The organism is Enterococcus sp. AZ088 (assembly GCF_051714845.1).
GTDB lineage: Bacteria > Bacillota > Bacilli > Lactobacillales > Enterococcaceae > Enterococcus > Enterococcus faecalis.
Map to the genome: position 1 here is coordinate 927,038 of NZ_JBIOSQ010000001.1, position 22,964 is coordinate 950,001.

A 22,964-nucleotide genomic window follows, 5' to 3' on the forward strand; every position below is an offset into this window, starting at 1 on the left:
TAACTAAAATACTATGTAAAAATAAAATGGAGAGGATGGTATATGACATTAAACAATCGCAAAATAAACACAGCAGAGTTATTAAGTATTGTAAACAATTCAGATGGTGTGTATGAAAGAGATTTATTAAAGCTATTAAACTGTAATGACTCTAGATTAAACAATGTATTAGCTAACTATGCTAATGATAAAGTAATCAAAAAGGAAAAAATTAAACAGAATATTTATTATAAAAAAAGTTTGGATTTAGAAGATTTAAGAAATATCAATCTTTTAATTAGCTTTATGGATATTATCAACAAATTTAAAATCAAATACAGCAGAGTCAGTTTAAAAAAAAATAATAAAACAAAAGAAAAGTCTTTATTTATTGACACAATTATTGATTTTAAAGATGTGTTAAGAAAATACAAATTAAAAGTAAGTAATATTAACTATGACAATTTAAATGAGTTAAAAATTGAAGAATCTAAACAATATGCAGATATTTTAGTAGTTAGCGAATCGAGTCTACTAACTGAAATTCAGAAAAAGATAATCAAAAAAGAATTGCGAGAAGATATTTTAATTTATGATTGCAACTTAGAAATTATATATTGTTTTAAGACTCGTAAATCTGATGAAGGTAAAATAATCAACATATCAGCTTTAGAAATTGTTGATGTTTTGGGGTTTCTTAAATTTTTAACAGTTAACAAACTATTTATTACAATCACAAATAAAGTAGAAATTAAGATAGAAAAGCAGTTATATACTGCTAAAGAACAAGATAGAGCAAAATTTTTAAAAAGAAAGGGGGTTATCAATCATGAGTAATTTTGATTTTAGTAATTTAAGCAGTAACAACAATAATGATGACAAAGATTTATTAACTAAAGCTAAAGAAATAGCGACAGTAATAGTAGATAATATCATTAAATATAGTAAGTTAGCTTACAACACAGTAAGTCCGATTTTGAGGGAAAAATCAGGAGAATTAGCTGTTAGCACAAAAAAAATATCTAAAAAAATGTCAGATAAACAGAGTCAAAGACAAAAAGAAAAGAAAGTATATTTAAAATACAAGACAATAAACAAAATATATGATGACTATAAAGACAGCATTCTAGATTTAGAAAATGAAGTAAAAGAAGCAAATAAGAAAAATAAAAAAGAAAAAAATCAGGAACAAACTAATGATAAATCATCAATTGCATTAATATTATTGATTGCTGTTATAGCATTAGTAATCATTTTTAAGTTTATAGTTTCTAATTTGTTTTCGATAGTATTGATTTTATTAGCTTTTGCACCGCTTTTATTGATTTATAAAGAAAAATGGATAATAAAAAATAATAAAGCAAAATTAGATAAAGTAGCAATTTTTAGACCTGATTTGATTAAGATTTTTGAGAAAATGGCATTATATATTGCTGATGATGAACTGTATGATTTTATCAAGTATTATCAGGCAGAATTGATTAATTTAGAGACATTTTTAAATATCAAACTAGATGCTAATGAGATTGAATTAGAAGAAGACAAAGAAGATGGAGAATTACATTTAGCTTTAGCAAATATTGCAGTAAATCAAAATAGTAAAGTATTTGCAAATACTTTAGATGATGTTGATATGAATAGATTTAATATTGCGACTATGACAAATTATTTAATTGATGTTAGAGATGTAAATAAGACAATGATTATCCTTTTTGATAATTGGATAACTGATTATCTAAAAGTTGGGAAAGCAATTGATATTGCTGAAAGAATTGAAATGTTGGGATATTTAAGCTTTTTTGAAACAGTAGAAGAAGCTGATGAAGTTGATTTAAGCAGATTTAGTAGAAAAGGTAAACAAATTATTAGCAAATTAAGACAAGATGATGTTAAAGAAAAATTAGGTATGTATGTGCATGATGCCTTTGCAGAAGGAATTATAGAAAACAAGTATTTTATTAAAATTAGGATGGTTTTGCAGAACACTAATAAAGCTAAAGCAAAGAGTTTGTTAAACGAAATTGGGCTAATAACAGGTATTACACCTTCTTTAATTGATGGAGAAAATGATAAAACTATCTATCTTAAGTTTAAATATAAAGTTGATGTCAAATCAAGAGAGTTTAAATTTAAAGACATATTAGAACAAGCAAAACAAGGTGTAATAAATATTGGTGCAACAGACAGTGGGGATTATGTAGTTAAATATCCTCGAGAAGACGACCCATTTTTTGCAGAAATTGGTGGATTATCTCGAAGCGGTAAGTCAACATTAGCATCTAGAATGATAGCTACTGCTTTATATTTAGCTGATGATAATGGATGTTATGATTATCAAGATGTGTTTATTGCATCTGTTAAAGCAAAAGATGACTATTTTCCATTGAAATGGTTTGAAAAAGGTATGTTTATTACTGATAGTCCGATTGAAACCTACAAAATGCTTTTAAAAATAAATGATATAGCACAAAAAAGAGCTGAAATATTTAGAAAAAATGGTTGTGTAAATATTAAGCAATATAACAAAAAGTTCAAAAATAATAAGATGGGTAAGATTTTGTTGGTCATGGATGAATATAGAAATACTTTAGACAGTGCTGAAAGAATGGGTAAAGTAGAAATTGATGGTAATGAAATTAAGAATTTATCGTTAGAAATTGAGAAAATATATACAAGTATCAATACTTTACATGGGAGCAGAGGTGTAAATACTATCTGTATTACACAGAAATTTGCAAAATCAAAAGGTGGCTTGGGGATGGTAGCAGACAGTTTGGACAGTAGATTTTTAGGATATGCCGAAGCTGATGTGTGGAATACACAGGATAAATCTGAAACAATATCTAAATATTTAAAGAGCAAATCTGAACAAAGAAAAGGTCTGTTTTTGATAAATGCAACAGCATTTCAGCAGATAAATAAAGAAGAAGTAGAAGTAGATAAAATTGCGGGATTTGTTGAAACAAGAACACATTTTATCGATACACAAGAAATTGCAGATAATTTTGACAGATACTTTGATACAGACAAGAAATATGGTCGTTTAATAAGAGATAACTTTAATAACACTGATGATGATTTAGAAAGTATTATTATTACTAAAGATAAATCTGAAGAAGTTAAAGAAAATGAAGAAAAAGTTGAGGAATCAAAAACTATTGAAGATTTTGATTTTGATGATTTTAATTTATAAGGAGGTAGTTAATCATGTTTTACCTATTTTGTTTACTAATTTTTGCAATTAATTTATCAATATCATTTAGATATAAAAATATCAAAACTGACAATTTGACTTTAGACGAGTATATTAAATCAAAGTTTGATGTATCTGATAGTCAAGAAAATAAAGAAATATCAAGCGATATTCTAGACTTCGATAAATTTAACAACATATGATGTCATTCAAATTTGACTTAATATTGTATCTATGTTAATATAATAATATAGAGATATGTTAAAAGCGAAAAGTCGCATATCTCGCTGTCATTTATAAATTTATTTCTGAAGCAAGGTTACTCCGCCTTGCTTCTTTTTTTGCATTAAAATATTGGTATATCAATGATTAATATAAAGTGTTGTTTAAATTTGACTATTAATTTAGATGATGCTATTAATTAGATATATAGATAAATAATATATTTAATTAAATACAAAAAAGGAGAGATAATTATGAGTAAATTAGAGATAATCAAACAAAACTATGTATTAGATTTTAAGCAAAATGGAGATAAAGTTGATGAGTTAGAACAATCAGAAAAAGACAAAATAGATAATTTAGAAATTAAACAGCTATTTAAGCAATTAGAAAGAGCATTAGATGATATTGCTGATTGTGTATTAGATACTAATGTTTTAGATGACAAATCTAAAGTAGTGATAAGTAATTCTAACTTTATTGATTTTGATGAGTTTAATAAAGTATATCTAACAACTAATTACACTTGTTTTGATACTTTTGATACTAAACAATTTGTCGGAATACATTACTTTAAAGAATTATTTGCATTTGATAATGAGATGATTTATAAATTGACAAGATTGATTGAGCTATCTAATAGAATTGATTTGACTAAAAAAATAAAAAGAATCGGTAACAGTAATCTTATTAATGTGACTGAAGTTTTAGAATTTAAAATATAAAAAAGGGGGAAATCAGAATGAAATATTTAAGATTTGAAGGAAAGGAGAACACAACATTTGATAGAAATTTAAACTATAGATATTATAATCAAATCTACAAAAATCAGGAGATAGTAATTGACAAAGACTTGAGATTGATGCTAAAAAATAGACTCGATAATGGATTTAAGCAAGATAAATTAAGTAAACAATCAGCAACTATTGATGACATGATTAATGATTTAGATTTACTAACTGCAGTTGAGCAATTACAATCAATTATTAATCAATATCCGATAGCAAATAAAACCTTTGATAAATCAGCATTTATAGATACTTTAGACACACAAGTATTAATGTTTAAATTAGTAAATATCAAAGTAGATTTTGATTTAAATATTGAAAGCTTTGAGATATTAGCTAAATATATTGTCGATAATCAAAATAAAGAATCAGAAATAAACACCGTTAGAAATATACTCTATAATATTATTAAATCTGATGATTATTCTTTAGCACTTTTCCAAAAAATTATTGGGAAATTGAGAAGAAGGTTAGATAGTGATTTAGTTAAAGTTAGTAATGTTAAATATACTGCTGATGACAAATTTAAATTGAATACTGTTAATTTAACTTTTCTATTTTAAAATAAAAAAATCTAAAAACATTGATTTGATAGTGTGTGTAGAGGGGTGTTGTTTAAATTTGACTATATAATGAAAGGATGCTATTAATGATTATAGATACAATTATTGTATCTAATTAAATATAATAAAAAGGAGTGAGTTTTAAAAAATGAAAACTGTAGATATTGAAATATATAATTATATTAAAAAAATGGTGGGAAAAGGTACTAGTATAATTTATGAGCAGATTTACAATGAAGGTTATGATACACCTTTGATTCAAATTATTATCAAAAATGTCAGAATTAAAGAATTTATTTACTATGACTATGAACATGTCAAGTCACTAGATGATATTAAAAAAAATTTAGACATACAAATAAGCTGTTTAAATAGTCGAGTAAATCGAAGAAATAAGAAGCTCTTAACTAATTAAGAGCTTTAATAAAAGGAGGGAGTTGGATTGAAAGAAAATAAAAAAATAAAGATAGCTTTAGTACTAACAAGTCTAATTAATATTAGTTTAACAAGCTTTGTAGCTTTGCAATACTTTAATAATGATAAAAAAACAGAAGTAGTATCAGATAACAAAAAAGTTGCAAAATCAAATGATTTAAAAACAGCAAAAACTACTGAAACAACAGAAGAATTTAAATGTCCGATTAATGATTTGGAAACTTTTAAAAATGCTGATGGAGTGGAAGTTTTTAGTTATTATGTCAATCAAGACTGTAATGAAATAGTTGTAGATAGCTATATAGCAAGTGATTATATAGCAGATTTAGAAATTCCTGATAAAATCAAAGGTATTGAGGTAACAGCAATTAGGGATAGAGCATTTGCTAATGTTACTTTTAAAACTATTAAATTACCTGACGGCATTAGATATATCGGAAAAGAAGCATTTAGAGAATCAGACATCAAAGAGCTTGTATTACCTGAAAATTTGCAAGTTATTGATGATAGAGCATTTCAATATGCAAATTCTCTAGAAGGGACTTTGATAATTCCTAGTAAAGTGAAGTATATCGGTCAAAATGCCTTTCAATCAAATTATCTAACAAGTATTATTTTCCCCGAATCTTTGGAAATAATCGAAGATGGAGCATTTTTGTATAGCGAATTAGAAAATATTGAATTTAAAGGAAATGGTAAAAATCTTAAAAAAATAGGGGTTGATGCTTTTTCTGTCGCTAAAGTTCAGAATAAAATCGATGTCAGAGCTTTTGAAAACCTTGTAATATATGACTTTAATAACCCTATTTTGTATTTTGATGAAGAAATTTTAAACAAGGGAGGGATTGATTAAACCATGAAACTACTTGAATTTTTGATAGCTAACAAAGAAAATGTTGTATTTTGTCTAGCTGTATTGTCACTAATAATTCCTATTTTTATCAAGCATAAGAGGAAACTAACAATCATTTTAGCAATCATTAGTTGTATTTATATTTACAATAGTTACCAAAATTTTGATAGTAAACCAGATAAAATTGTAGAAAACACAGCAGGAATTGTTGATAAAGCAAAGAATAAAGTGTCTGAATCAGTCAATAATATTGCAGAAAAAGGGAGTGATTTGTTAGATAAAAATACAGATAATTATAATAAAGAAAAAGAAGAAAAGAAAAAAGAATCAAGAATCGGAACATTAAATTCGGAAGCAACAAATAATACTAATGAATCTGACAATTTAAAAGCAACAACAGAGTCAACAATAGATAAACTTGATGAATTTGAAAATGAATTAGCTGAATACTATAACAATTTAGACAATTTTAAAACTTATCAAAATCAGGAAGAAAATAAAACTGATGGTGATGAAAGAGCTAATACAGCTTTAGCAGATTTAGAAAATGAAAAATGAGGTAATATATTCAAAGTTTTTACATCATTTTAAATTTCTTGTGTATCAAGGGTTAAGGTGATGTAAAAAGATGAGGTAATTAAGAAATAAAAAATACTAATGGAGAGGATGAAAAATGAAATATGGTTATGTAAGAGTATCGACAAGAAGTCAGTTTGAAAAAGAAACATATTTAAAACAAATAGAAACATTAAAAGCTGAAGGAGTGTCAGAAGAAAATATATATATTGAAAATGAATCAGGAAAAAACACAAAAGATAGACCTATTTTTAATAAGTTATTAGAAATTTTAAAAGAAAATGATACCTTAATTGTTACTAAACTTGACAGATTAGCAAGAAATACAGCAGATGCTTTAAAAATAGCTGAATTGTTAACTAGTAAAGAAATAACCTTAAATATCTTAAATATGGGGATTTTAGACAACAAGCCTACTGGAAAGCTTATGTTTACTATGTTTTCAGCATTTGCAGAATTTGAAAGAAATTTGATAGCTGAAAGAATGTTGGAAGGTAGAGAGTATAAAAGACAAAATGACTCAAGTTATAAAGAAGGAAGAAAACATAAGTTGAATACTAATCAATTAAAGCATTTACATCAGCATTTTGAAGAAAATAAATATACAAATAAAGAATTAGCAAGCATTTTTAGCGTTTCTCAAAAAACAATAGCAACAAGAAAAAAAGAGTGGCAAGATATGAAAAATATGAGTAAATTATAGTGCTTATCACAAGCACTATTTTTGCTTTACTTTTTTATTAAAAAGTTTAAATATCTAACATAGTAAGCTATTTTTAATTAATAGTAATAAACAACAATGATACTTAAAATTGACTACAGTTTTAGATGATGCTAATATAAATATACGGAATAATATTATATTTATTTAAATACAATAAAAGTTGGTATGAACATGAAAAAAAACAGGAGGAAGGAGTAATGCAAAAGAAAAAAACTAAAGATAGCACATGCAAAGTATTAAAAAATGGAAAAATTGTTGGTTATTTAACAGCAAAAGATGAAGAAAATGGGAAAGATATAGAATTAGATAAACAAGGCTATACTATTGTAGCTATTTAATAGATACAATTTAATAAAAATAAAAAGTGGGAGGGAGGCTTAATGACTGATGGAGCATCACAAGGTTTGTTTGTAATTGTTGCTGTTGTTATTTTTGGTATATTTGTATTGATAGCATACTTGCTATTTAGAGATACTTTAAAAGATTCGCTCAATGGTATTTTTAAAAATGCTACAAGCAATGCAGAGGCAAGCTTAAATTATGTAGCTTAAATATTTTAAATTAAGGAAGATACTCATAAGCTTTAGATATTAATTATTTAGTATCTAAAGCTTTTTTATTATAAAAGGAGGTGTCAATTATGACAAATGGAGCAAGTCAAGGACTATTTGTGATTGTTGCAATAGTGATTTTTGGTATATTTATATTAATTAGTTATGTATTATTTAAAGATAATCTGAATACAACATTGGCTAATATATTTACTGATGGATTAGAGCAAGCAGAGGATTTAATTGACCCTAAAGTTATAACAAAAATCACTATTGTTGAGAAAACAAACGAAATAAAGAATTTAAAGAAAAATCAATCTGAAGAATACTATATCAATGAGTTTACTAAAGCTTTTGATTTTTTAGACCAAGGTGGAGAAAAAATTAAATCTAGAAAGCTAAATTTAGGGTTTAAATTTCATTCAAGAGGAACAACATATCCAACTTTTGAGGAATTTATGGAAAGTTATTCTAATGGCAGTGTCAATTTAAGGATGGGAGTAACAGCTACTGCAAAAACAGATAAATCAGTAATAGCTACAACAAAAATTAATGGAATTGCAGGAATTACAATATTTGAAAATCTTTAAGAGAGGTGAAAAAATGAAAAAAGTAAAGATATTGAATAAAGAAAAAAATAAAGAGATTGTTTTTGAATTTGAAGATTTAGGAAATAATGTATATCAATATACTAAAGATACTAAAGTGATTAGATTTGATTATACAAAGACAAAAAGCTTAATTGATACTGCATTAGCTGATTGCAAAGTTGATATTTTTAAAGTGTTTAGGCAAAAATACAGTTTAAGTGACACAACTTATTTTAATACTAAACAATCAAAAAACCCTAGATATAATTTAAAGTTATATCTAATATACTTAGATTTGAAGCAAAATAAAGATATAATCAATCAAGAAATCAAACTAATGGAAAATGCAATTAAATCTAATAAAATATCGGTAAATCAATATGCTAAATTATCTAAAATAACAAAACAAACACTATTTAATATTAAAACTAATAAACAAAACAAAGATAAAAAATACTTTTATAAAAACTATCTAAAAATAGTTGAAGCAAATAAATACTTAAAAAAGCCTTAAATTTAAGGCTTTTTTTGTTGATATAACAATGTTTGGTTAAAAGTGTTGTTCAAATTTGACTATTTAAATTAAGTACGCTATAAATAAACTATGGAGATAAATATTATATTTAAATAAATACAATATTTGAAAAATGAGGTAAATAAAAAAACAAAGGAGTGTTTAAAATGACAGTTAAACAAACAATAATGACTTTCGCATTAACAACAATGATGATGATGACAATGGCAACAACAACAGCAAATGCAGATGCATTAGATACAGTAGCAGATGTAGCTAATCAAACAACACAAATAGCTAAAGATAATAAAGATAATGTAAACAAAGATGGATTGATAGAAACTATGAACAAAAAAGAAGGAGACATTAAAGAACTTGTAGGTAAAGGTGGAGCATTTGCTAACAAATTTAATGCTAAATTAGATGATGCAATCAAATACAGCAAAGAAACAAATAATAAAAATATATTTACAAAAACAAGTAACTTTATATCAATATTACTTACAGATAAAACAAAGAAACAAGCATTAGATGCAGAAAATCAAGATAAATCAATCATCGATACAGCAAAAGAGCAAGTAGCTAATAATGACTTAAAAGAATCAACAAAACAAGCACTTAAACATCAATTCATTGGTAGTGGATTTTCAAGTGTTCCTTCAGGATTTGCAGGATTTTTAGCAGTTGGTATTAGAACATTATTAGGGATTATTGTAATATCAACAATTGCAATTAAATTATTTAAAAGTAAAAGAAATAATAATAATAGTGACATTAAAAGCAGAAATGCAAAAATTGATAGAGCTTATGGTAGAGGTCAAAAAGTATTGAGCAGAATAAGATAATAATTAAAGCTTTTTAAATAGCTAAATATCAACTATTTAGCTATTACTAAAGGTTTTAAAAAACCTAAAAAATAAATAGAAAGGAGGTATTTTACTAATGAGTAAAATAGTAAAAAAATTAAGTAGTATAGCATTATTAACAATAGTAGGTGCAAGTTTAGGTGCAAGTGGTTTACAGCTAAATTCAAATATTTTAGGTAACAATACAGTAGCTAAAGCGGAAGAATTAGATAAAACAGAAAATGTTGATAAAACTGGAGAAATTGCTGAATCAACTGAAGTTATACAAAGCAATCAAAAAGTTGTAAATGAAAGTGAAGTAACTGAAGTTAAAGAAAATCCTTGGAATTATTCAGAAGAATTAACAAAAGAAGGGTTTCAAGCATTACCAGAAATTCAAGGAGAAATGTTAAGTACCACAGAAAATGAAGGTTTAAGATTTAAAACAAAAACAAGAATGTATTTTGAAAATGATACAACTATTAGAGAACCTAAAGTAGGAGATATTGTAGTTGTAGAACAATCAAGTAATGATAAATTGTATGGTACTCATAGAAAATTTGATGAACCAAATTTATGGGTTGGTTATGATAATTTAAAATTTTACTACTCATTAGATAAAGAAATTGTAGATTATTATGATGATACAACTTTAGAATTATTAGATACTTATGTGTTAAATGGTAAAGAGTATAATTTTGAAACTGATAAAAATGGTAAAGCAATTACATCAACTGAAACAGTAACATATAATGATGCAATCAGTAATTTACCAATTTCTATGGAAAATACACATGTAGTATTTAGATATAAAGTAACAAAAGTTTTTGGACATAGAAATACAATTAATATTACATCTGATATCTATTCTCAATCTCATGTTGATTCTGACTTTGAAAAGATAAGTAGCGATACAAATCAACATGCTTTATATTATACAAAAGTAAATTATGTTGATTTTCAAACAAAAGAAGAAATAAAAGAATCAGATTATGTTTTAAATGAAATTGATGGAGATAAAACATTTTATGCTAAAGAAATTGATGGATATTTAGCAAATGAAGAATCTAAAACTATTAGTGTAAGTAGCACAGTAGACAGTGAAATTACTTTTTTTTACAACCCTGATTTAAAAAAAAAAGCTGATATAACAGTTAGATATGTTGATGAACAAGGAAACGACTTATTAAAGAAAGAAATACACAAAGACTTATTAACAGATAAATATTATGAATATGAAGCTAAAGAAATTGATGGGTATAATTTAATTAGCAACAAAAAACAAGGTCTTTGGTTGAGATTAGATGGTGGTGAAATAGTTTTTACTTATTCTAAAATTGAACCAATAATTGAAATAGGAAAAGTTATTGTCAATTATTTAGATGAAGATGGTAATAAAATAGTTGAATCTAAAGAAATTTTGGATTTTATTGGTAATAAGTATTTTGTGTCTGCTATTGATATTGATGGATATATATTCAATGAACAGATGTCTATAAGAAATCAAGGAGGAGTTTTTACTAAAGAGGATTCTATTATCAATTTTATTTATAAAAAAGTAGTCAAACCTACAGACCCAACAGAACCAAAAGTTCCAGTTGAACCTACTGAACCACAAGAGCCAATAACTCCTGAAAAACCAGTAGAACCACAAGAACCTACTGAACATGAAAAATCAGTAGAACCAGTAGAGCCAGCAACATCAACAGATACAGAAAAAGAAACTACTGAAGAAGATACTAAAAAAGAAGATAAGAAAGACAAGCTTTATCAAACAAATCACAGTAACAACAATATTTTATTAGCATTAGCAACAACAGCAATTATGAGCTTATTAGTATTTATAACTTTTAAAAGATTCAAAAAATAAGGTTAAAAGAGAGTAGTTTAACCGTTACTCTCTTTTTTATCAAAAAGGAGGGGGATTGATGGAAAAGTTATATATACATTTAAAAAATTTAAGAAAAGTTGCTGTTGTTATGCTGTTAGTATTTACTACTTTTTATTTGTTGTTAATCTTTTTAACTCAAAATGACAATCAAGAAATAGCTGATAATATTGAGAAATATAATGAGTTTATTATTGTTACAAAATCTGATAATAGTAAAAATGATATTGCAGAAATTAAAGATAATATTGAAAAAGTGAAGGAAAAGAGAGGGGTTAGTAAAAAGAATGAAAATCAAGTAGTATCTAAAGAGGAAGAAAATACAGAACCTATTGATTTAGATATAAAAGAAGAAATTATAGAAAATAGCTATCAATCTCTAGAAACAACTGATAAATTAAATAAATTAGGCAGTATCGAGATACCTAAAATCAATTTAAAACTATCGATTTTTGAGGGGAAACCTTTTGTAAATGATAAAAATAAAGAAGATTTAATGCTTTCTGGTGCAGTCACAAATAAGCAAAATCAAATAATGGGAAGAGGAAATTTTGTATTGGCAAGTCATATTATTAGTAATAGCAACTTACTTTTCACAAATGTTAATCAGCTAGAAAGAGGAGATACTATCGTTTTAAAAGACAGTGAATATATTTACAAATACACTGTTTATAATGATTTTATAGTATCTAAAGATGAAACATGGATTTTGAATGATATAAAAGATTATAGTATTTTGACACTCTATACTTGCTATGATGACGGGTCAAAAATACCTCAAAATAGGGTAGTTATTAGAGCAGTGCTTACAGATATTAACTTAAATAACTGATTGTTTGATAGAAAAACAAATTTTTCTGTCAGCAAAGTCAGTATAAAGTCCTTTAATTAGGGCTTTTTATTTTCTCATGACTTTTTGTATGTTGCTTGATATAATAAGGAAGGACAAGATTATCACTAGGAGATGAAAAATGGATACTAGATTAATGCAACAAATAAAAGATATTTTAAAAGAATTCCCTCAATATTGGATTGGGGAAGAATTACAAAGACCAGTTGTTATTGATGATTTAAAAAATTATGATGCACTTTTAATTTCAGCATTATTGAAGAATCAAAAGATTAGAGAGAACTATTCGGTAAAAGCTGGAGATGTGGTTATTTTTAAAGTGCAAGAATTTATTGATATTTTGAGGTATAAAGACTACTGGGCAGATAGCTATACTAAATATTCGAACACCATTGGATTGTCAAGTGAAGGTAAGTATCTTCAATACAATACTGATGTGGTGTTAGATTTTCCTTACAAAGATTGTGTCTTAGAAGGTGGTATGACCAAAGAAGATACTGGAAAAGAAGAAGTTTTCTATAATGAAGTTATTGCCAGAGATGAAATAGATACCCTGTTATCACCTAAAGTACTAGTGAATGTAAAAAAATATGATGCTGATGGAAAACATACAGTTGATTCTTTTAGTAATGAAGATAATTTAATTATTAAAGGAAATAACTTATTAGCTTTACATTCATTAAAAGAAAGATATGCTGAGAAAGTTAAATTTATATATATTGATGTTCCATATAATACGAAAAATGATAGTTTTAGGTATAACGATAGATTTAATCATTCCTCATGGCTAACCTTTATAAGGAATAGATTATTGATTTCTAGAGAACTATTATCAGATACTGGAATAATAGCATTGCATTGTGATGATAACGAGATAGGATATGTTACGGTTCTCTTAGATGAACTATTTGGACGAGATAATTTAATTTCTATTTTTCCTAGAATAACAAAAAAGGGCGGGAAGTCCACAGATATCATTGCAAAGAATCATGATTATATTTTGTTGTATTCAAAAAAAGATGTCTCTAAAATATTATACCCTATGCGTCATAATGACGAGAATTTTAAGTTTAAAGATGAATACTTTGATAGTCGAGGATATTATAAACTTAATCAAACATTAGATTATGATAGTTTACAATATAATAAATCTTTAGATTATGAAATAAAAATTAAAGATTTTTTACTTGTTCCTGGTGGTAATCAGGAAATGTATAAAAAACGAATATCGGGTGAATTTAATAGAGCTGATTGGGCATGGAGATGGAGTAAAGATTTATATGAATTTGGGTTGAAAAATGGCTTTATTGAATTAAAAACCAGTGGAACTCGACCAAGAATATATACTAAAACATATCAAAAAGTAAAAATCGAGAAAATTAATGGTCAATATGAAATTGTTTCAAAAATTAGAACAAAACCGTTATCTACATTAGAATTTACAGAAAATAAATATTCAAATGATAATGCAACTAAACATGCAAATACATTGATAGAAAAAGGACTGTTTGATTATACAAAACCAGAATCACTTATATGTAAATTAATAGAATTAAATACCAAAGAAAATGACATAGTTCTAGACTTTTTCATGGGTTCAGCAACTACTCAATCTGTAGCAATGAAAATGAATAGAAGATTTATTGGTATTGAACAGATGGATTATATCAATACAGTTTCTGTTCCAAGGCTTCAAAAAGTAATTGAAGGCGAACAAGGCGGAATTTCTAAAGATGTAAATTGGCAAGGTGGAGGTTCATTTATTTATGCTGAATTGATGGAATTAAATCAATTATATATGAACAAAATTGACCAAGTATCAACTAAAGAAGAATTAGCTGACTTATGGGATGAATTAGATAACAATACTGATTTAAATTTCCAATTAGACAAAGAGAAACTAGTGAATGAATTGTTAAAAGAACATGATGAAGAAGAGGGTTCTGTTACTTTCAATGACTTAACTTTTGACGAACAAAAAGCAATTTTTAAGAAAGCATTAGATAAGAATCAATTATATGTGCCTTATTCAGAAATTGAAGATACCAATGTACTTATTTCTGATAGTGACAAATCCTTTAACTATAGTTTTTATAATGGCGAGGTGGAATAGTCATGGCGAAAGAAAGATTATATGAATGGTTAGACAGTCAAATGTCTAATATGTTTTATACAAGTAATAATCCCCATGAAGTTCCTGAGTATATAAAAGCTAATCTTAAAGATGAACTTCGCCATTATCAAGAAGAAGCATTCAGAAGATTTCAATTTATGCAAGATGATAATTTACTTGCAGGAATTAGTGATGCAGGTTTTCAAAGAAAGCAACTATTATTTAATATGGCGACAGGTTCAGGGAAAACTATGGTTATGGCTAGTTTGATGTTGTATTTATACAAAGAGTTCAATTATCAGAACTTTATTTTCCTTGTAAATACTGATGCGATTATCAAGAAAACACAAGAAAATATGTTAAATACACAGTCAAATAAGTATTTGTTTAATTCTAATGGCATTTTTATTGATGGCGAACAAATTATGATTCAAGCAGTGGACAATTTTCCTGCTGTTAAAGATAAAAATACTATTTATCTAAAGCTGACTACTATTCAAAAGATTCATGGAGAATTAAATAAACCCAAAGAAAATGGTATTTCTTTAGATAGTTTGGAAGAGGAAGATATTGTCATATTAGGAGATGAAGCCCATCATTTTAATGCTTCCACAAAGAAAGAAAAAGAGGAAGAAACTTCTTGGGAAAATACTATTAATAAAATGTTATATCTGAGAACGAATAATAAACTCTTAGAATTTTCAGCAACAATCAATATGGATGATAAAAATATTTCCCAAAAATATAGTGATAAAATTATTTATAAATATGACTTAGGCGAATTTATGAATGATGGATATTCAAAAAATGTGTTAAGACTCCAATCTTCTGATAATGATGATGAGAAGATGAAAGATGCCCTCTTATTAAGTCAATACAGAAAATTAATAGCTAGGGAAAGTGGTATTTCTTATTTCAAACCTATTATCATGTTTAAATCAAGTAAGATTAAAATTTCTGAACAAAAACAACAAGAGTTTAATGCTATCATAGAGAATTTGTCTGTTGAAAGTTTAATTAAGTATATTAATCAAAGAAAAACAACAGTATCATCGAATTCTACACTTTATAAAGTCTTTTCTTATTTTTTAGAACAAAATTTAGATACTGTTATTCGAGAAATTCAGGAGGATTTTGAACCCAGAAACATTCTAAATGCGAATGAAAAGAATATGTTGAGTGTAGATAATGCAGTGTTACTGAACAGCTTGGAAAATATAAATAATCCTATCAGAGTTATCTTTGCAGTAGCAAAATTAAATGAAGGTTGGGATGTTTTGAATCTTTATGATATTGTCAGAATTTCTGAAGGTGCAGGGATTACTCGAAATACAACAGACAGTGAAGCACAATTGATTGGTAGGGGAGCAAGATATTTTCCTTTTGAATATGAGAATAAGAAAAGCTTTAAAAGAAGATTTGATAATGAAAACAATGATTTAAGAATATTAGAAGCATTACATTATCACACAATTAATGAAAAAGGCTATTTGGCTAACCTTGAAAAATCAATGAATGCTGTTAATTTAATTAGTTCAAGTGATGAAACGGTCAAAATTTTATCTACAAAATTAAAACATTCTTTCAAAAATTCAAGTGTTTATAAACAAGGGAATTTATTTGTGAATGAAAGTAGAGAAACAACTCCTGAAGATTATAGCTCTTTAGAAAAATTCACTATTACTAAAGAATGGGAAACTGAATTTATAGGTTCAACTGTGGAAACTGATTACAAAGGAAATATTAATGATGACACTGTTATTCAAAGAGAATTTGAATATTTAACAGTTGATAAGAGATTCTTTAAAAAAGCTTTGCAAAGAAATCCATTTTTCCGTTTTGTGAACCTTAAAAAGTATCTACCTTTGCTGAAATCTAAAGATGAATTAATTGATAGTGAACAATATTTTAATGGTGTTTCAATCAAAGTTTCCTTACCTAAAGGACAGCATATAACTGATTTAACAGCTTTTGAAAAGCTAGAAATTATTGATAAGTTCTTAGCTTATTGTGAAGAAAAAATTCGCAAAAATTATCAAAAAGAGATTGGATTGAAAGTGTTCAGACCAGTAGCTATTAAGGATACTTTGAGAGATTATGAAGTGGTAGTTCCTCTTTATGAAACAGGACATATTACTCAAAGAATTGAACTTCATCAAATGAAAGGGAAGGATTGGTTTGTTTATACTGATGCTATTATGAACCGTTTAGAATATGCGATGGTAGAGTTGATGGGAAGTTTTATTCATGAATTAGAAGCTAAATATAAACAAGTTTATCTAATTAGAAATGATGAAAAAGCAACTAGATACAAACTAACTGAATTTGGCGGAACGAGAGGTTTCATGCCTGACTTTGTCCTTTATTTAGAAAATGAAGAGTTTGTCTATCAAGTATTTGTCGAGCCAAAGGGCGAGGATAGGGAAAAAGAAGATGCTTGGAAGCAAGAAATGCTATATGCTCTTAATGGTTCAGATATTGAAATCATAGGAGAAAATGATAATGTTAAATTAGTTGGTATTAAGTTTTACAACAACAAGAATAAACGAGAATTTGTTAATGAACTATCAGAAAAAATCAATGATGGTGAGGTTTTAGATGGTAAGTTAGAATTATTCAGTGGTGAATAGCTGAACTAATTAATCTTATCTTGAATATCAAATAAAGCTAGTATTGTCATAAAAGGTTGTGAGTTTACATTTTAAGAATATCAAATGAAGATATTAATTAAAATGTAAAACTACTAAATCGATAGGACAATACTAGTTTTTTATATATTTTTAAAATTGTCATTAGTTAATTTATTGATTTTAAAATAGTTTTGAAAATGTTTATCAGTAAACTTATAATTTAACATTTTAGCAATACCTTCAGAATTAGAAACAAAAGCCTCTTTTTGCATTTCACAATATTTAATAAAGTAATTTTTCATTATTAAATTGACTAAAAGTGCTTTATTACCATTAATTTTTGGAAAAATTAAAGGAGTAGTTTCAATAATTTTGTTGAATATTTCTAAGTCTGTGTAGAGTCCGACTGTTCCTTTTTGCTGTTTTAATAATGTTCTTAAAGGTAGTCCTTTATAAACTTTATCGAGTAAAGTATCACCTAAGTTTTGAATTCTTTCTCTATCCTTTAACATATCTTCTAATTCTAAATCCCATAATTTATTTGACTTAAAATAATTAAACAAAACATTGTCAATAAAGTCAGTTTTTAACACATTTTTAAATTCTTTAGGCTCTTTACTTGCTTTTAGATACTTATTCATTTCACCTAAATAAATTATAATTAGATGGTTTAAGTGATTTTCAAAATAGATTCCACTTTGCACTTTTAAAACATCTTTATTTGTTAATTTAGCTCTTTTCTTCGCTTTTTCTAAATGCTCCTCGATTTCTTTAATTACTTCATCCATCATTTATATACAGTCCTTTAGTTTAATTTATGAGTACATAATACACTATCAAATATAATTAATCAATTTTTATATTTAAAAACATACAAAAAAGACTGTAAAAACAGTCTTTAAATAATTAATGATTTTAAATATTGAGGGTCTGAGCTAATCAGTAAAAAAGTATCGCTTAACTTATTATCATATTTGATACACAGATATCCTTTATTTCTACATAATTCGACTGATTTTGCATTACTGACTTGAGCAAATGTTGCAAGCATATCCTTTAAATCATCTTGATTAGCTAAAGCTAATTTAGTTGTTGTATCTAAATGATTCATAATCCAACTATATACTGCACAAGATACATTTTCGACTGCATTACTATCGTTCTCTTTATATATAAGCTCGACTTGTTCATCGGAAAGTTTAAAATCAGGTATTTTATTATCTAATGCTTCTAATGTTTTACAATCAAAGTGTATATATTTATTAGCTAAATAAATGATTTCAAAATCAATATCTATGTTGTATTTAGTTTTTAAATATTTTGTGTTTATAGTAATAGCTTCAGTCAAATTTCTAACAAATAAATCTTTATCTAAAGTATCATTACTATCAGTAATATTTGTATTTAAAAAACTTTGATAATCTTTAAAAATCTGAAGTGCTTTATTTTTAGATAACTCTTTTATTAGATTATCTATTTGACTGTCATCTGTAAAATTTCTGTTTTTACAGATTCTAACAACATCAGCTTTTGAATAATCCCTAAATTCATATTCTAAAACATCATAAGTAACTATTAATTCTGTAACATTGTTACTTTGTTTAATTCTAAAAGGTACTTTTGTTGCTTGTTTAAATATCAAATTAAGATAATAAACATAAGTCTTTACTATTTCCTCGTTACTCTTTTTTAATCTACCATCAATTTTCATAATAAACACTCCTCTCTTTTTTTTATTTGATTAGATACAATATTAATCTATATCTAATTAATAGCATCTAATAAGTCTATAGTCAATTTTAAGTATCTTTCTATTTATTCAATACATAAGATTAAGTAATATACTACATAAATTAATCATTATCAATGTAAGCTAAATACTGATATATCAACAATATCTTTACTTTAATTGCTTCTTACCCCCCCTATATAAATATATAATATTACTTTAGGGGGGGTATAAAAGGTTTGCCTTGATATATCAAGCTTTAAAGCACTTATTTTTCTAAAATTAATGATTGAGTATTAGCAAGCAGAGCTTGCTTACTTACTATAGATGTTTTTAAGTTTAGTCAAAAATGTAAAATTTGCTCTCTATTTAAAAATACTTAAAACCTTGATATATCAATACTTATTAACTGTTTATCATTAGATATTTAAATTATTCAAGATAAAAAATGCTTTAAATTGAATAGTTAGTGTAGAATTACCCATAATTATTTTTTAATTGAATCTGTGAGGTGTTTTTTCAAGAATAGATGCTTAAAACCTTAATGTTTCAACAATATGGAAAATTTGTCAACATAATAAAAACCCTTATAAAATCAAGGTTTTTAAAGGGTCATTTTTTAAGTGTGTTTTTCGATATTTTTTTACTAATTCTTTTTTAGATTGATTTATAAAATCACATTTGACATAATTAAATTAATAGATTGAAAGGAGTTTAAAAATGTCGAAAAAGAAAGTGATTTTATCAATAGGTTCAATTTGTGTTTTAGCAGTAATAATCTTTACAGCATTTAAAGCAGGTCAAAAAACACAGGTTAATGAGGCTAAAAGTATTAATAGTAGTGTAGAAGTAAGTGTTAGTAATAATGAAACAACAGAAAGTAGTAGTAGTAAAACATTAGAAACAGAAATATATAATGAAGTAAAAGAAGATGATGTATTAGAAGAATTTAAAAATCTTAAAAATGATGAGAGTAAATCAAAGGTATCGAAAGACAATAAAATTGATTATCTATCAGAAAATATTTTTCACACTAATGTTTTAGTTTCAGCTAAGGGGATGTATGAACAATTTGATAGAGATGGTGAAAAATTTAGTCTTTTATATTATAGTCCTGATGCAACAATTCCTTTTTTTTATGCTGATAATTCTAAAGATGAAATGGAAGATGCTAAAGCTGAAGTGACAATACCTTCAGATATTGGTTCTAATTTAAAGATAGACTCTAGTAATTATGACAAGTTTTATACTCTATATTTAAATCAAGGTTCAGGAGAGACTAACTATTATCTAGCTACTGAAAAAGATGGAGAAGTATTGATTACTTTAAATACAGTTAAAGATGTAGTAACTGAAGAAAACCGATTAGAAAAATCTCTTCTTGCATTAAAGCCGGTTCATGCGAAACAAGGGATAGAAACTAAGGATATTTCTTTAATGTTAAGTAATTTTACAGACGAAACTACTCCTTATATCGCTGTTTTAAATAATGTTTTTGATGATGCAAAAAAGCAGTCCTTTATTCAAAAAACTTACATTTCACTATCCTCTGATAATCAAACTGTTTATCTAAATCAAGAGGTATTTGATGGTGCATTTCAATCTGCACAACAATATTTATTTGCGATTTCTATTTTTGATACTTATTTCATGTAAATCATAATTATGAGTTAAGGGAATGTTCTCTTAACTCTTTTTCTATGTTCAAAATAAAAATATTGTACTTGATTAGATACAATATCGATGGTATGGTCCATTTATCAAAAATACAAAACATAAAGAAAGAGCTGATAAATATGGACTTTAAAGACCTGAAAACTAAAATTAAAAAAGAATGTAATGCAGAAATTTATGATAATAAGTTGCTAAAAGCAATCGCAACTAAAGTCAAATCATCGGACATTATAATTAGTGCTTTTGATTGTTGTGACAATGACAATAATCTTTGTCTTGTAGTTACTACTAAATCTAAAATGATTATCGCAACTAATCAATTTTTTAAGTCTGCTAAAATTAGTGTGATTAGCTTAAGTAGTGTTACTGATATTAAATTAAAAAAGGGATTATTTAAGCAACAGTTGATTGTATCTAATGCTAGAAGAGATACTATTTTTTATAAAATCAGTCAAAAAGCACAACTAAATAGTTTAATTAGCATGATATAGAGGTGTTTTGAAATGGCAACATTTAAAGATTACAAACTCAAAAGTGGCGAAAAAAAGTGGCTGTTTAAAACTTACTTAGGCAAAGATTTAAATGGTAAATCAGTGCAAACAACAAAAAGAGGATTTAATACAATAACAGATGCAAAAAAAGCAGAACTACAATTACAAATAGATTTTTTAGAAAAACTAGAAAGAGAAAAAATTGAAAGAGAAAAAAGAAAAGCTAATTTTGAAGATGTTTATTTGAAATGGTTTGCTCAATATAAAAATACTGTTAAACAATCAACATCAGCTAAGACTAAGCAGATATTTGATAATCACATTTTAAAAGCATTTGGGCATTTAGATATTAATGATATAACTATTGCATATGCACAAGAAGTCTTAAATTCTTGGTTTAATCATACTCAAATTAAATATAAAAGATACTATAACTATGCTGTAAATGTTATAGATTATGCAATACACTTAGAGTTAGTCGAGTCAAATTTTAATGTTTTAAAAAAACTAATAATGCCCAAAAAACAGGAAAAAATAGGCGAAGAAGAAAAGAAAAATTACTATACAAAAGAGGAATTATTACTATTTTTAGAAACATTGAGAAGTTTAGATAATCAAAAAGCTTATACTTTATTTTATTTATTATCATTTTCGGGTATGAGAAAAGGCGAAGCATTGGCTTTAAATTGGAAAGATATAGATTTTAAAAATAAAACTGTATCTATCAATAAAGCACTAACAAGAGGCTATGAATCTAAGTTATATGTCGATACACCTAAAAATAATAAAAGCTTTAGAACAATTAGTTTAGATGACTCAACAATTAAAGTCTTAAAAGAGTGGAAAATAAATCAAAAAATAGAACTTGAATCTGAAGGGTTTACTGTAAAAAATAGCCAATTAATATTTAGTAATAGTAACAATTTATTGATGAATCCGCAAAGTACAAGAAAGTATATCTTGCAAGTTTTGAAGAAAAATAAAGAGTTAAGCTATATTACAACTCATGGATTTAGGCACACACACTGTAGTTTATTATTTGAAGCAGGAGCTACAATAAAAGAAGTACAAGAGAGATTAGGGCATTCAGATGTAAAAACAACAATGAATATATATACCCATGTTTCTAAACAAATTAAAGTGGAAACGGCAAACAAATTTGCAGACTATATTTTAAAAAATTAAAAAATTTTGTGTCATTATTGTGTCATTTTACAAAAAAAGATGCTTAAAAACTTATAAATGCTGTCGCATCAAGCTTTTAAGACACCTTTTTTTTAAAGTATGGAGACGGCGGGAGTCGAACCCGCGTCCAAACATATTGCCACTTAAATCTCTACGTTCATAGACACTCATTTAAAGGTTCGCTTTACAGCGTGCCGAGTGACAGGCATTCTGTATTGCTAGTCTGGTAAGCTCCTCTAAATTTTACAGACGGAAAAATTTAGCGTATCCCACTTCGATTAGGACCCTGACCCGAGCACATGGGCGATGCCGGGAGGATCTTCGCTAGCTGGTTTTTAGGCAGCTAAAGCGAAAGAATTGTTTTCGTTTTTAGCAGTTATATTTAACTGTAACGTTTTAACGTAGCCGTAACCTACGAAACGCAATTCAAGCTCAACTATGCCTGTCGAATCCGTAACGCCCCCGAAATAACATAAGTATCCCTTGATACTTATCAAAGTATAGCATAAATTCCTTGTTTTTTCAAAGAGTAGGATAACACTCTGTTAGATATTCATAAAAAGAGGAAGGA

The 22,964-nt window shown here is 26.5% G+C and carries 22 protein-coding genes and 1 other RNA gene; 20 read left to right on the plus strand and 3 right to left on the minus strand.

What is annotated here, in order from left to right; genetic code table 11:
* Positions 1 to 42 precede the first annotated feature (42 nt).
* From IGL17_RS04685 to IGL17_RS04765, 17 genes are all read left to right on the plus strand, one after another.
* On the plus strand, positions 43 to 816 hold the full coding sequence (locus tag IGL17_RS04685; protein WP_265614636.1) for a hypothetical protein: 774 nt from the start codon (positions 43 to 45) through the stop codon (positions 814 to 816).
* A complete protein-coding gene (locus IGL17_RS04690) occupies positions 809 to 3,172 on the plus strand; it encodes a hypothetical protein (protein ID WP_438760015.1) in 2,364 nt (787 codons plus the stop codon). The genes IGL17_RS04685 and IGL17_RS04690 overlap by 8 nt, the downstream gene beginning before the upstream one ends.
* A gap of 476 nt (positions 3,173 to 3,648) precedes the next feature.
* Positions 3,649 to 4,119: a hypothetical protein gene (locus tag IGL17_RS04695; RefSeq protein WP_426030013.1), complete on the plus strand. Its 471-nt coding sequence runs from the start codon at positions 3,649 to 3,651 to the stop codon at positions 4,117 to 4,119.
* Positions 4,120 to 4,136: 17 nt separating this feature from the next.
* Positions 4,137 to 4,745 (plus strand): hypothetical protein, encoded by a 609-nt coding sequence (locus IGL17_RS04700; RefSeq protein WP_426030015.1) that lies wholly within the window; start codon positions 4,137 to 4,139, stop codon positions 4,743 to 4,745.
* Positions 4,746 to 4,893: 148 nt separating this feature from the next.
* Complete coding sequence (locus tag IGL17_RS04705) at positions 4,894 to 5,160, plus strand: hypothetical protein (RefSeq protein ID WP_010785666.1); 267 nt, start codon at positions 4,894 to 4,896, stop codon at positions 5,158 to 5,160.
* Between the two features lie 27 nt (positions 5,161 to 5,187).
* Positions 5,188 to 6,033 (plus strand): leucine-rich repeat domain-containing protein, encoded by an 846-nt coding sequence (locus IGL17_RS04710; protein ID WP_438760018.1) that lies wholly within the window; start codon positions 5,188 to 5,190, stop codon positions 6,031 to 6,033.
* A 3-nt stretch (positions 6,034 to 6,036) separates the two neighbouring features.
* On the plus strand, positions 6,037 to 6,591 hold the full coding sequence (locus tag IGL17_RS04715) for a hypothetical protein (RefSeq protein WP_174114750.1): 555 nt from the start codon (positions 6,037 to 6,039) through the stop codon (positions 6,589 to 6,591).
* A gap of 115 nt (positions 6,592 to 6,706) precedes the next feature.
* Positions 6,707 to 7,312 (plus strand): recombinase family protein, encoded by a 606-nt coding sequence (locus tag IGL17_RS04720; protein WP_174114748.1) that lies wholly within the window; start codon positions 6,707 to 6,709, stop codon positions 7,310 to 7,312.
* Positions 7,313 to 7,530: 218 nt separating this feature from the next.
* Positions 7,531 to 7,671 (plus strand): hypothetical protein, encoded by a 141-nt coding sequence (locus tag IGL17_RS04725; protein ID WP_174114746.1) that lies wholly within the window; start codon positions 7,531 to 7,533, stop codon positions 7,669 to 7,671.
* Between the two features lie 42 nt (positions 7,672 to 7,713).
* Positions 7,714 to 7,884 (plus strand): hypothetical protein, encoded by a 171-nt coding sequence (locus IGL17_RS04730; protein ID WP_174114744.1) that lies wholly within the window; start codon positions 7,714 to 7,716, stop codon positions 7,882 to 7,884.
* Positions 7,885 to 7,973: 89 nt separating this feature from the next.
* A complete protein-coding gene (locus IGL17_RS04735) occupies positions 7,974 to 8,474 on the plus strand; it encodes a hypothetical protein (protein WP_174114742.1) in 501 nt (166 codons plus the stop codon).
* Positions 8,475 to 8,487: 13 nt separating this feature from the next.
* Positions 8,488 to 8,988 carry a hypothetical protein gene (locus IGL17_RS04740; protein WP_426030021.1) on the plus strand — a complete coding sequence of 167 codons (501 nt, stop codon included), beginning with the start codon at positions 8,488 to 8,490 and terminating at the stop codon, positions 8,986 to 8,988.
* 167 nt (positions 8,989 to 9,155) lie between these two features.
* Positions 9,156 to 9,833 carry a hypothetical protein gene (locus IGL17_RS04745; RefSeq protein ID WP_438760022.1) on the plus strand — a complete coding sequence of 226 codons (678 nt, stop codon included), beginning with the start codon at positions 9,156 to 9,158 and terminating at the stop codon, positions 9,831 to 9,833.
* A gap of 97 nt (positions 9,834 to 9,930) precedes the next feature.
* Entirely contained in the window at positions 9,931 to 11,703 is a 1,773-nt protein-coding gene (locus IGL17_RS04750) for a MucBP domain-containing protein (protein ID WP_426030023.1), read from the plus strand.
* A 58-nt stretch (positions 11,704 to 11,761) separates the two neighbouring features.
* Positions 11,762 to 12,553, plus strand: a complete 792-nt coding sequence (locus IGL17_RS04755; protein ID WP_426030025.1) for a class A sortase — start codon at positions 11,762 to 11,764, stop codon at positions 12,551 to 12,553.
* Positions 12,554 to 12,692: 139 nt separating this feature from the next.
* Positions 12,693 to 14,684 (plus strand): DNA methyltransferase, encoded by a 1,992-nt coding sequence (locus IGL17_RS04760; RefSeq protein ID WP_426030027.1) that lies wholly within the window; start codon positions 12,693 to 12,695, stop codon positions 14,682 to 14,684.
* Between the two features lie 2 nt (positions 14,685 to 14,686).
* Complete coding sequence (locus IGL17_RS04765) at positions 14,687 to 17,314, plus strand: DEAD/DEAH box helicase family protein (RefSeq protein ID WP_174114736.1); 2,628 nt, start codon at positions 14,687 to 14,689, stop codon at positions 17,312 to 17,314.
* A gap of 140 nt (positions 17,315 to 17,454) precedes the next feature.
* Here IGL17_RS04765 and IGL17_RS04770 read toward each other — a convergent pair whose 3' ends face one another.
* Together IGL17_RS04770 and IGL17_RS04775 are read right to left on the minus strand one after the other, a co-directional pair.
* Entirely contained in the window at positions 17,455 to 18,105 is a 651-nt protein-coding gene (locus IGL17_RS04770; RefSeq protein ID WP_104874989.1) for a hypothetical protein, read from the minus strand.
* 107 nt (positions 18,106 to 18,212) lie between these two features.
* The gene (locus IGL17_RS04775; protein WP_438839738.1) at positions 18,213 to 19,025 is read right to left on the minus strand and encodes a hypothetical protein; all 813 of its coding nucleotides are present in this window, start codon (positions 19,023 to 19,025) and stop codon (positions 18,213 to 18,215) included.
* Positions 19,026 to 19,763: 738 nt separating this feature from the next.
* On the opposite strand from IGL17_RS04775, the gene IGL17_RS04780 reads away from it, so the two are divergent.
* The 3 genes from IGL17_RS04780 to IGL17_RS04790 all read left to right on the plus strand — a co-directional run bounded on the left by IGL17_RS04780 (position 19,764) and on the right by IGL17_RS04790 (position 22,393).
* Positions 19,764 to 20,699: a hypothetical protein gene (locus IGL17_RS04780; RefSeq protein WP_104874988.1), complete on the plus strand. Its 936-nt coding sequence runs from the start codon at positions 19,764 to 19,766 to the stop codon at positions 20,697 to 20,699.
* A gap of 140 nt (positions 20,700 to 20,839) precedes the next feature.
* Positions 20,840 to 21,208, plus strand: a complete 369-nt coding sequence (locus tag IGL17_RS04785; RefSeq protein ID WP_174114711.1) for a PH domain-containing protein — start codon at positions 20,840 to 20,842, stop codon at positions 21,206 to 21,208.
* A 12-nt stretch (positions 21,209 to 21,220) separates the two neighbouring features.
* On the plus strand, positions 21,221 to 22,393 hold the full coding sequence (locus IGL17_RS04790; RefSeq protein ID WP_104681416.1) for a tyrosine-type recombinase/integrase: 1,173 nt from the start codon (positions 21,221 to 21,223) through the stop codon (positions 22,391 to 22,393).
* Between the two features lie 97 nt (positions 22,394 to 22,490).
* Here IGL17_RS04790 and ssrA read toward each other — a convergent pair.
* Positions 22,491 to 22,857: a transfer-messenger RNA gene (ssrA, locus tag IGL17_RS04795) on the minus strand.
* Positions 22,858 to 22,964: the final 107 nt, after the last annotated feature.

Excerpts from the sequence above, each read along its gene's own strand:
- IGL17_RS04765 (WP_174114736.1), top strand. The coding sequence starts at position 14,687 with ATGGCGAAAGAAAGATTATATGAATGGTTAGACAGTCAAATGTCTAAT.
- IGL17_RS04745 (WP_438760022.1), top strand. The coding sequence starts at position 9,156 with ATGACAGTTAAACAAACAATAATGACTTTCGCATTAACAACAATGATG.
- IGL17_RS04730 (WP_174114744.1), top strand. The coding sequence starts at position 7,714 with ATGACTGATGGAGCATCACAAGGTTTGTTTGTAATTGTTGCTGTTGTT.
- IGL17_RS04735 (WP_174114742.1), top strand. The coding sequence starts at position 7,974 with ATGACAAATGGAGCAAGTCAAGGACTATTTGTGATTGTTGCAATAGTG.
- IGL17_RS04760 (WP_426030027.1), top strand. The coding sequence starts at position 12,693 with ATGGATACTAGATTAATGCAACAAATAAAAGATATTTTAAAAGAATTC.
- IGL17_RS04770 (WP_104874989.1), bottom strand. The coding sequence starts at position 18,105 with ATGATGGATGAAGTAATTAAAGAAATCGAGGAGCATTTAGAAAAAGCG.
- IGL17_RS04750 (WP_426030023.1), top strand. The coding sequence starts at position 9,931 with ATGAGTAAAATAGTAAAAAAATTAAGTAGTATAGCATTATTAACAATA.
- IGL17_RS04700 (WP_426030015.1), top strand. The coding sequence starts at position 4,137 with ATGAAATATTTAAGATTTGAAGGAAAGGAGAACACAACATTTGATAGA.
- IGL17_RS04755 (WP_426030025.1), top strand. The coding sequence starts at position 11,762 with ATGGAAAAGTTATATATACATTTAAAAAATTTAAGAAAAGTTGCTGTT.
- IGL17_RS04775 (WP_438839738.1), bottom strand. The coding sequence starts at position 19,025 with ATGAAAATTGATGGTAGATTAAAAAAGAGTAACGAGGAAATAGTAAAG.
- IGL17_RS04720 (WP_174114748.1), top strand. The coding sequence starts at position 6,707 with ATGAAATATGGTTATGTAAGAGTATCGACAAGAAGTCAGTTTGAAAAA.
- IGL17_RS04740 (WP_426030021.1), top strand. The coding sequence starts at position 8,488 with ATGAAAAAAGTAAAGATATTGAATAAAGAAAAAAATAAAGAGATTGTT.
- IGL17_RS04790 (WP_104681416.1), top strand. The coding sequence starts at position 21,221 with ATGGCAACATTTAAAGATTACAAACTCAAAAGTGGCGAAAAAAAGTGG.
- IGL17_RS04785 (WP_174114711.1), top strand. The coding sequence starts at position 20,840 with ATGGACTTTAAAGACCTGAAAACTAAAATTAAAAAAGAATGTAATGCA.
- IGL17_RS04705 (WP_010785666.1), top strand. The coding sequence starts at position 4,894 with ATGAAAACTGTAGATATTGAAATATATAATTATATTAAAAAAATGGTG.
- IGL17_RS04685 (WP_265614636.1), top strand. The coding sequence starts at position 43 with ATGACATTAAACAATCGCAAAATAAACACAGCAGAGTTATTAAGTATT.
- IGL17_RS04715 (WP_174114750.1), top strand. The coding sequence starts at position 6,037 with ATGAAACTACTTGAATTTTTGATAGCTAACAAAGAAAATGTTGTATTT.
- IGL17_RS04695 (WP_426030013.1), top strand. The coding sequence starts at position 3,649 with ATGAGTAAATTAGAGATAATCAAACAAAACTATGTATTAGATTTTAAG.
- IGL17_RS04725 (WP_174114746.1), top strand. The coding sequence starts at position 7,531 with ATGCAAAAGAAAAAAACTAAAGATAGCACATGCAAAGTATTAAAAAAT.
- IGL17_RS04780 (WP_104874988.1), top strand. The coding sequence starts at position 19,764 with ATGTCGAAAAAGAAAGTGATTTTATCAATAGGTTCAATTTGTGTTTTA.
- IGL17_RS04690 (WP_438760015.1), top strand. The coding sequence starts at position 809 with ATGAGTAATTTTGATTTTAGTAATTTAAGCAGTAACAACAATAATGAT.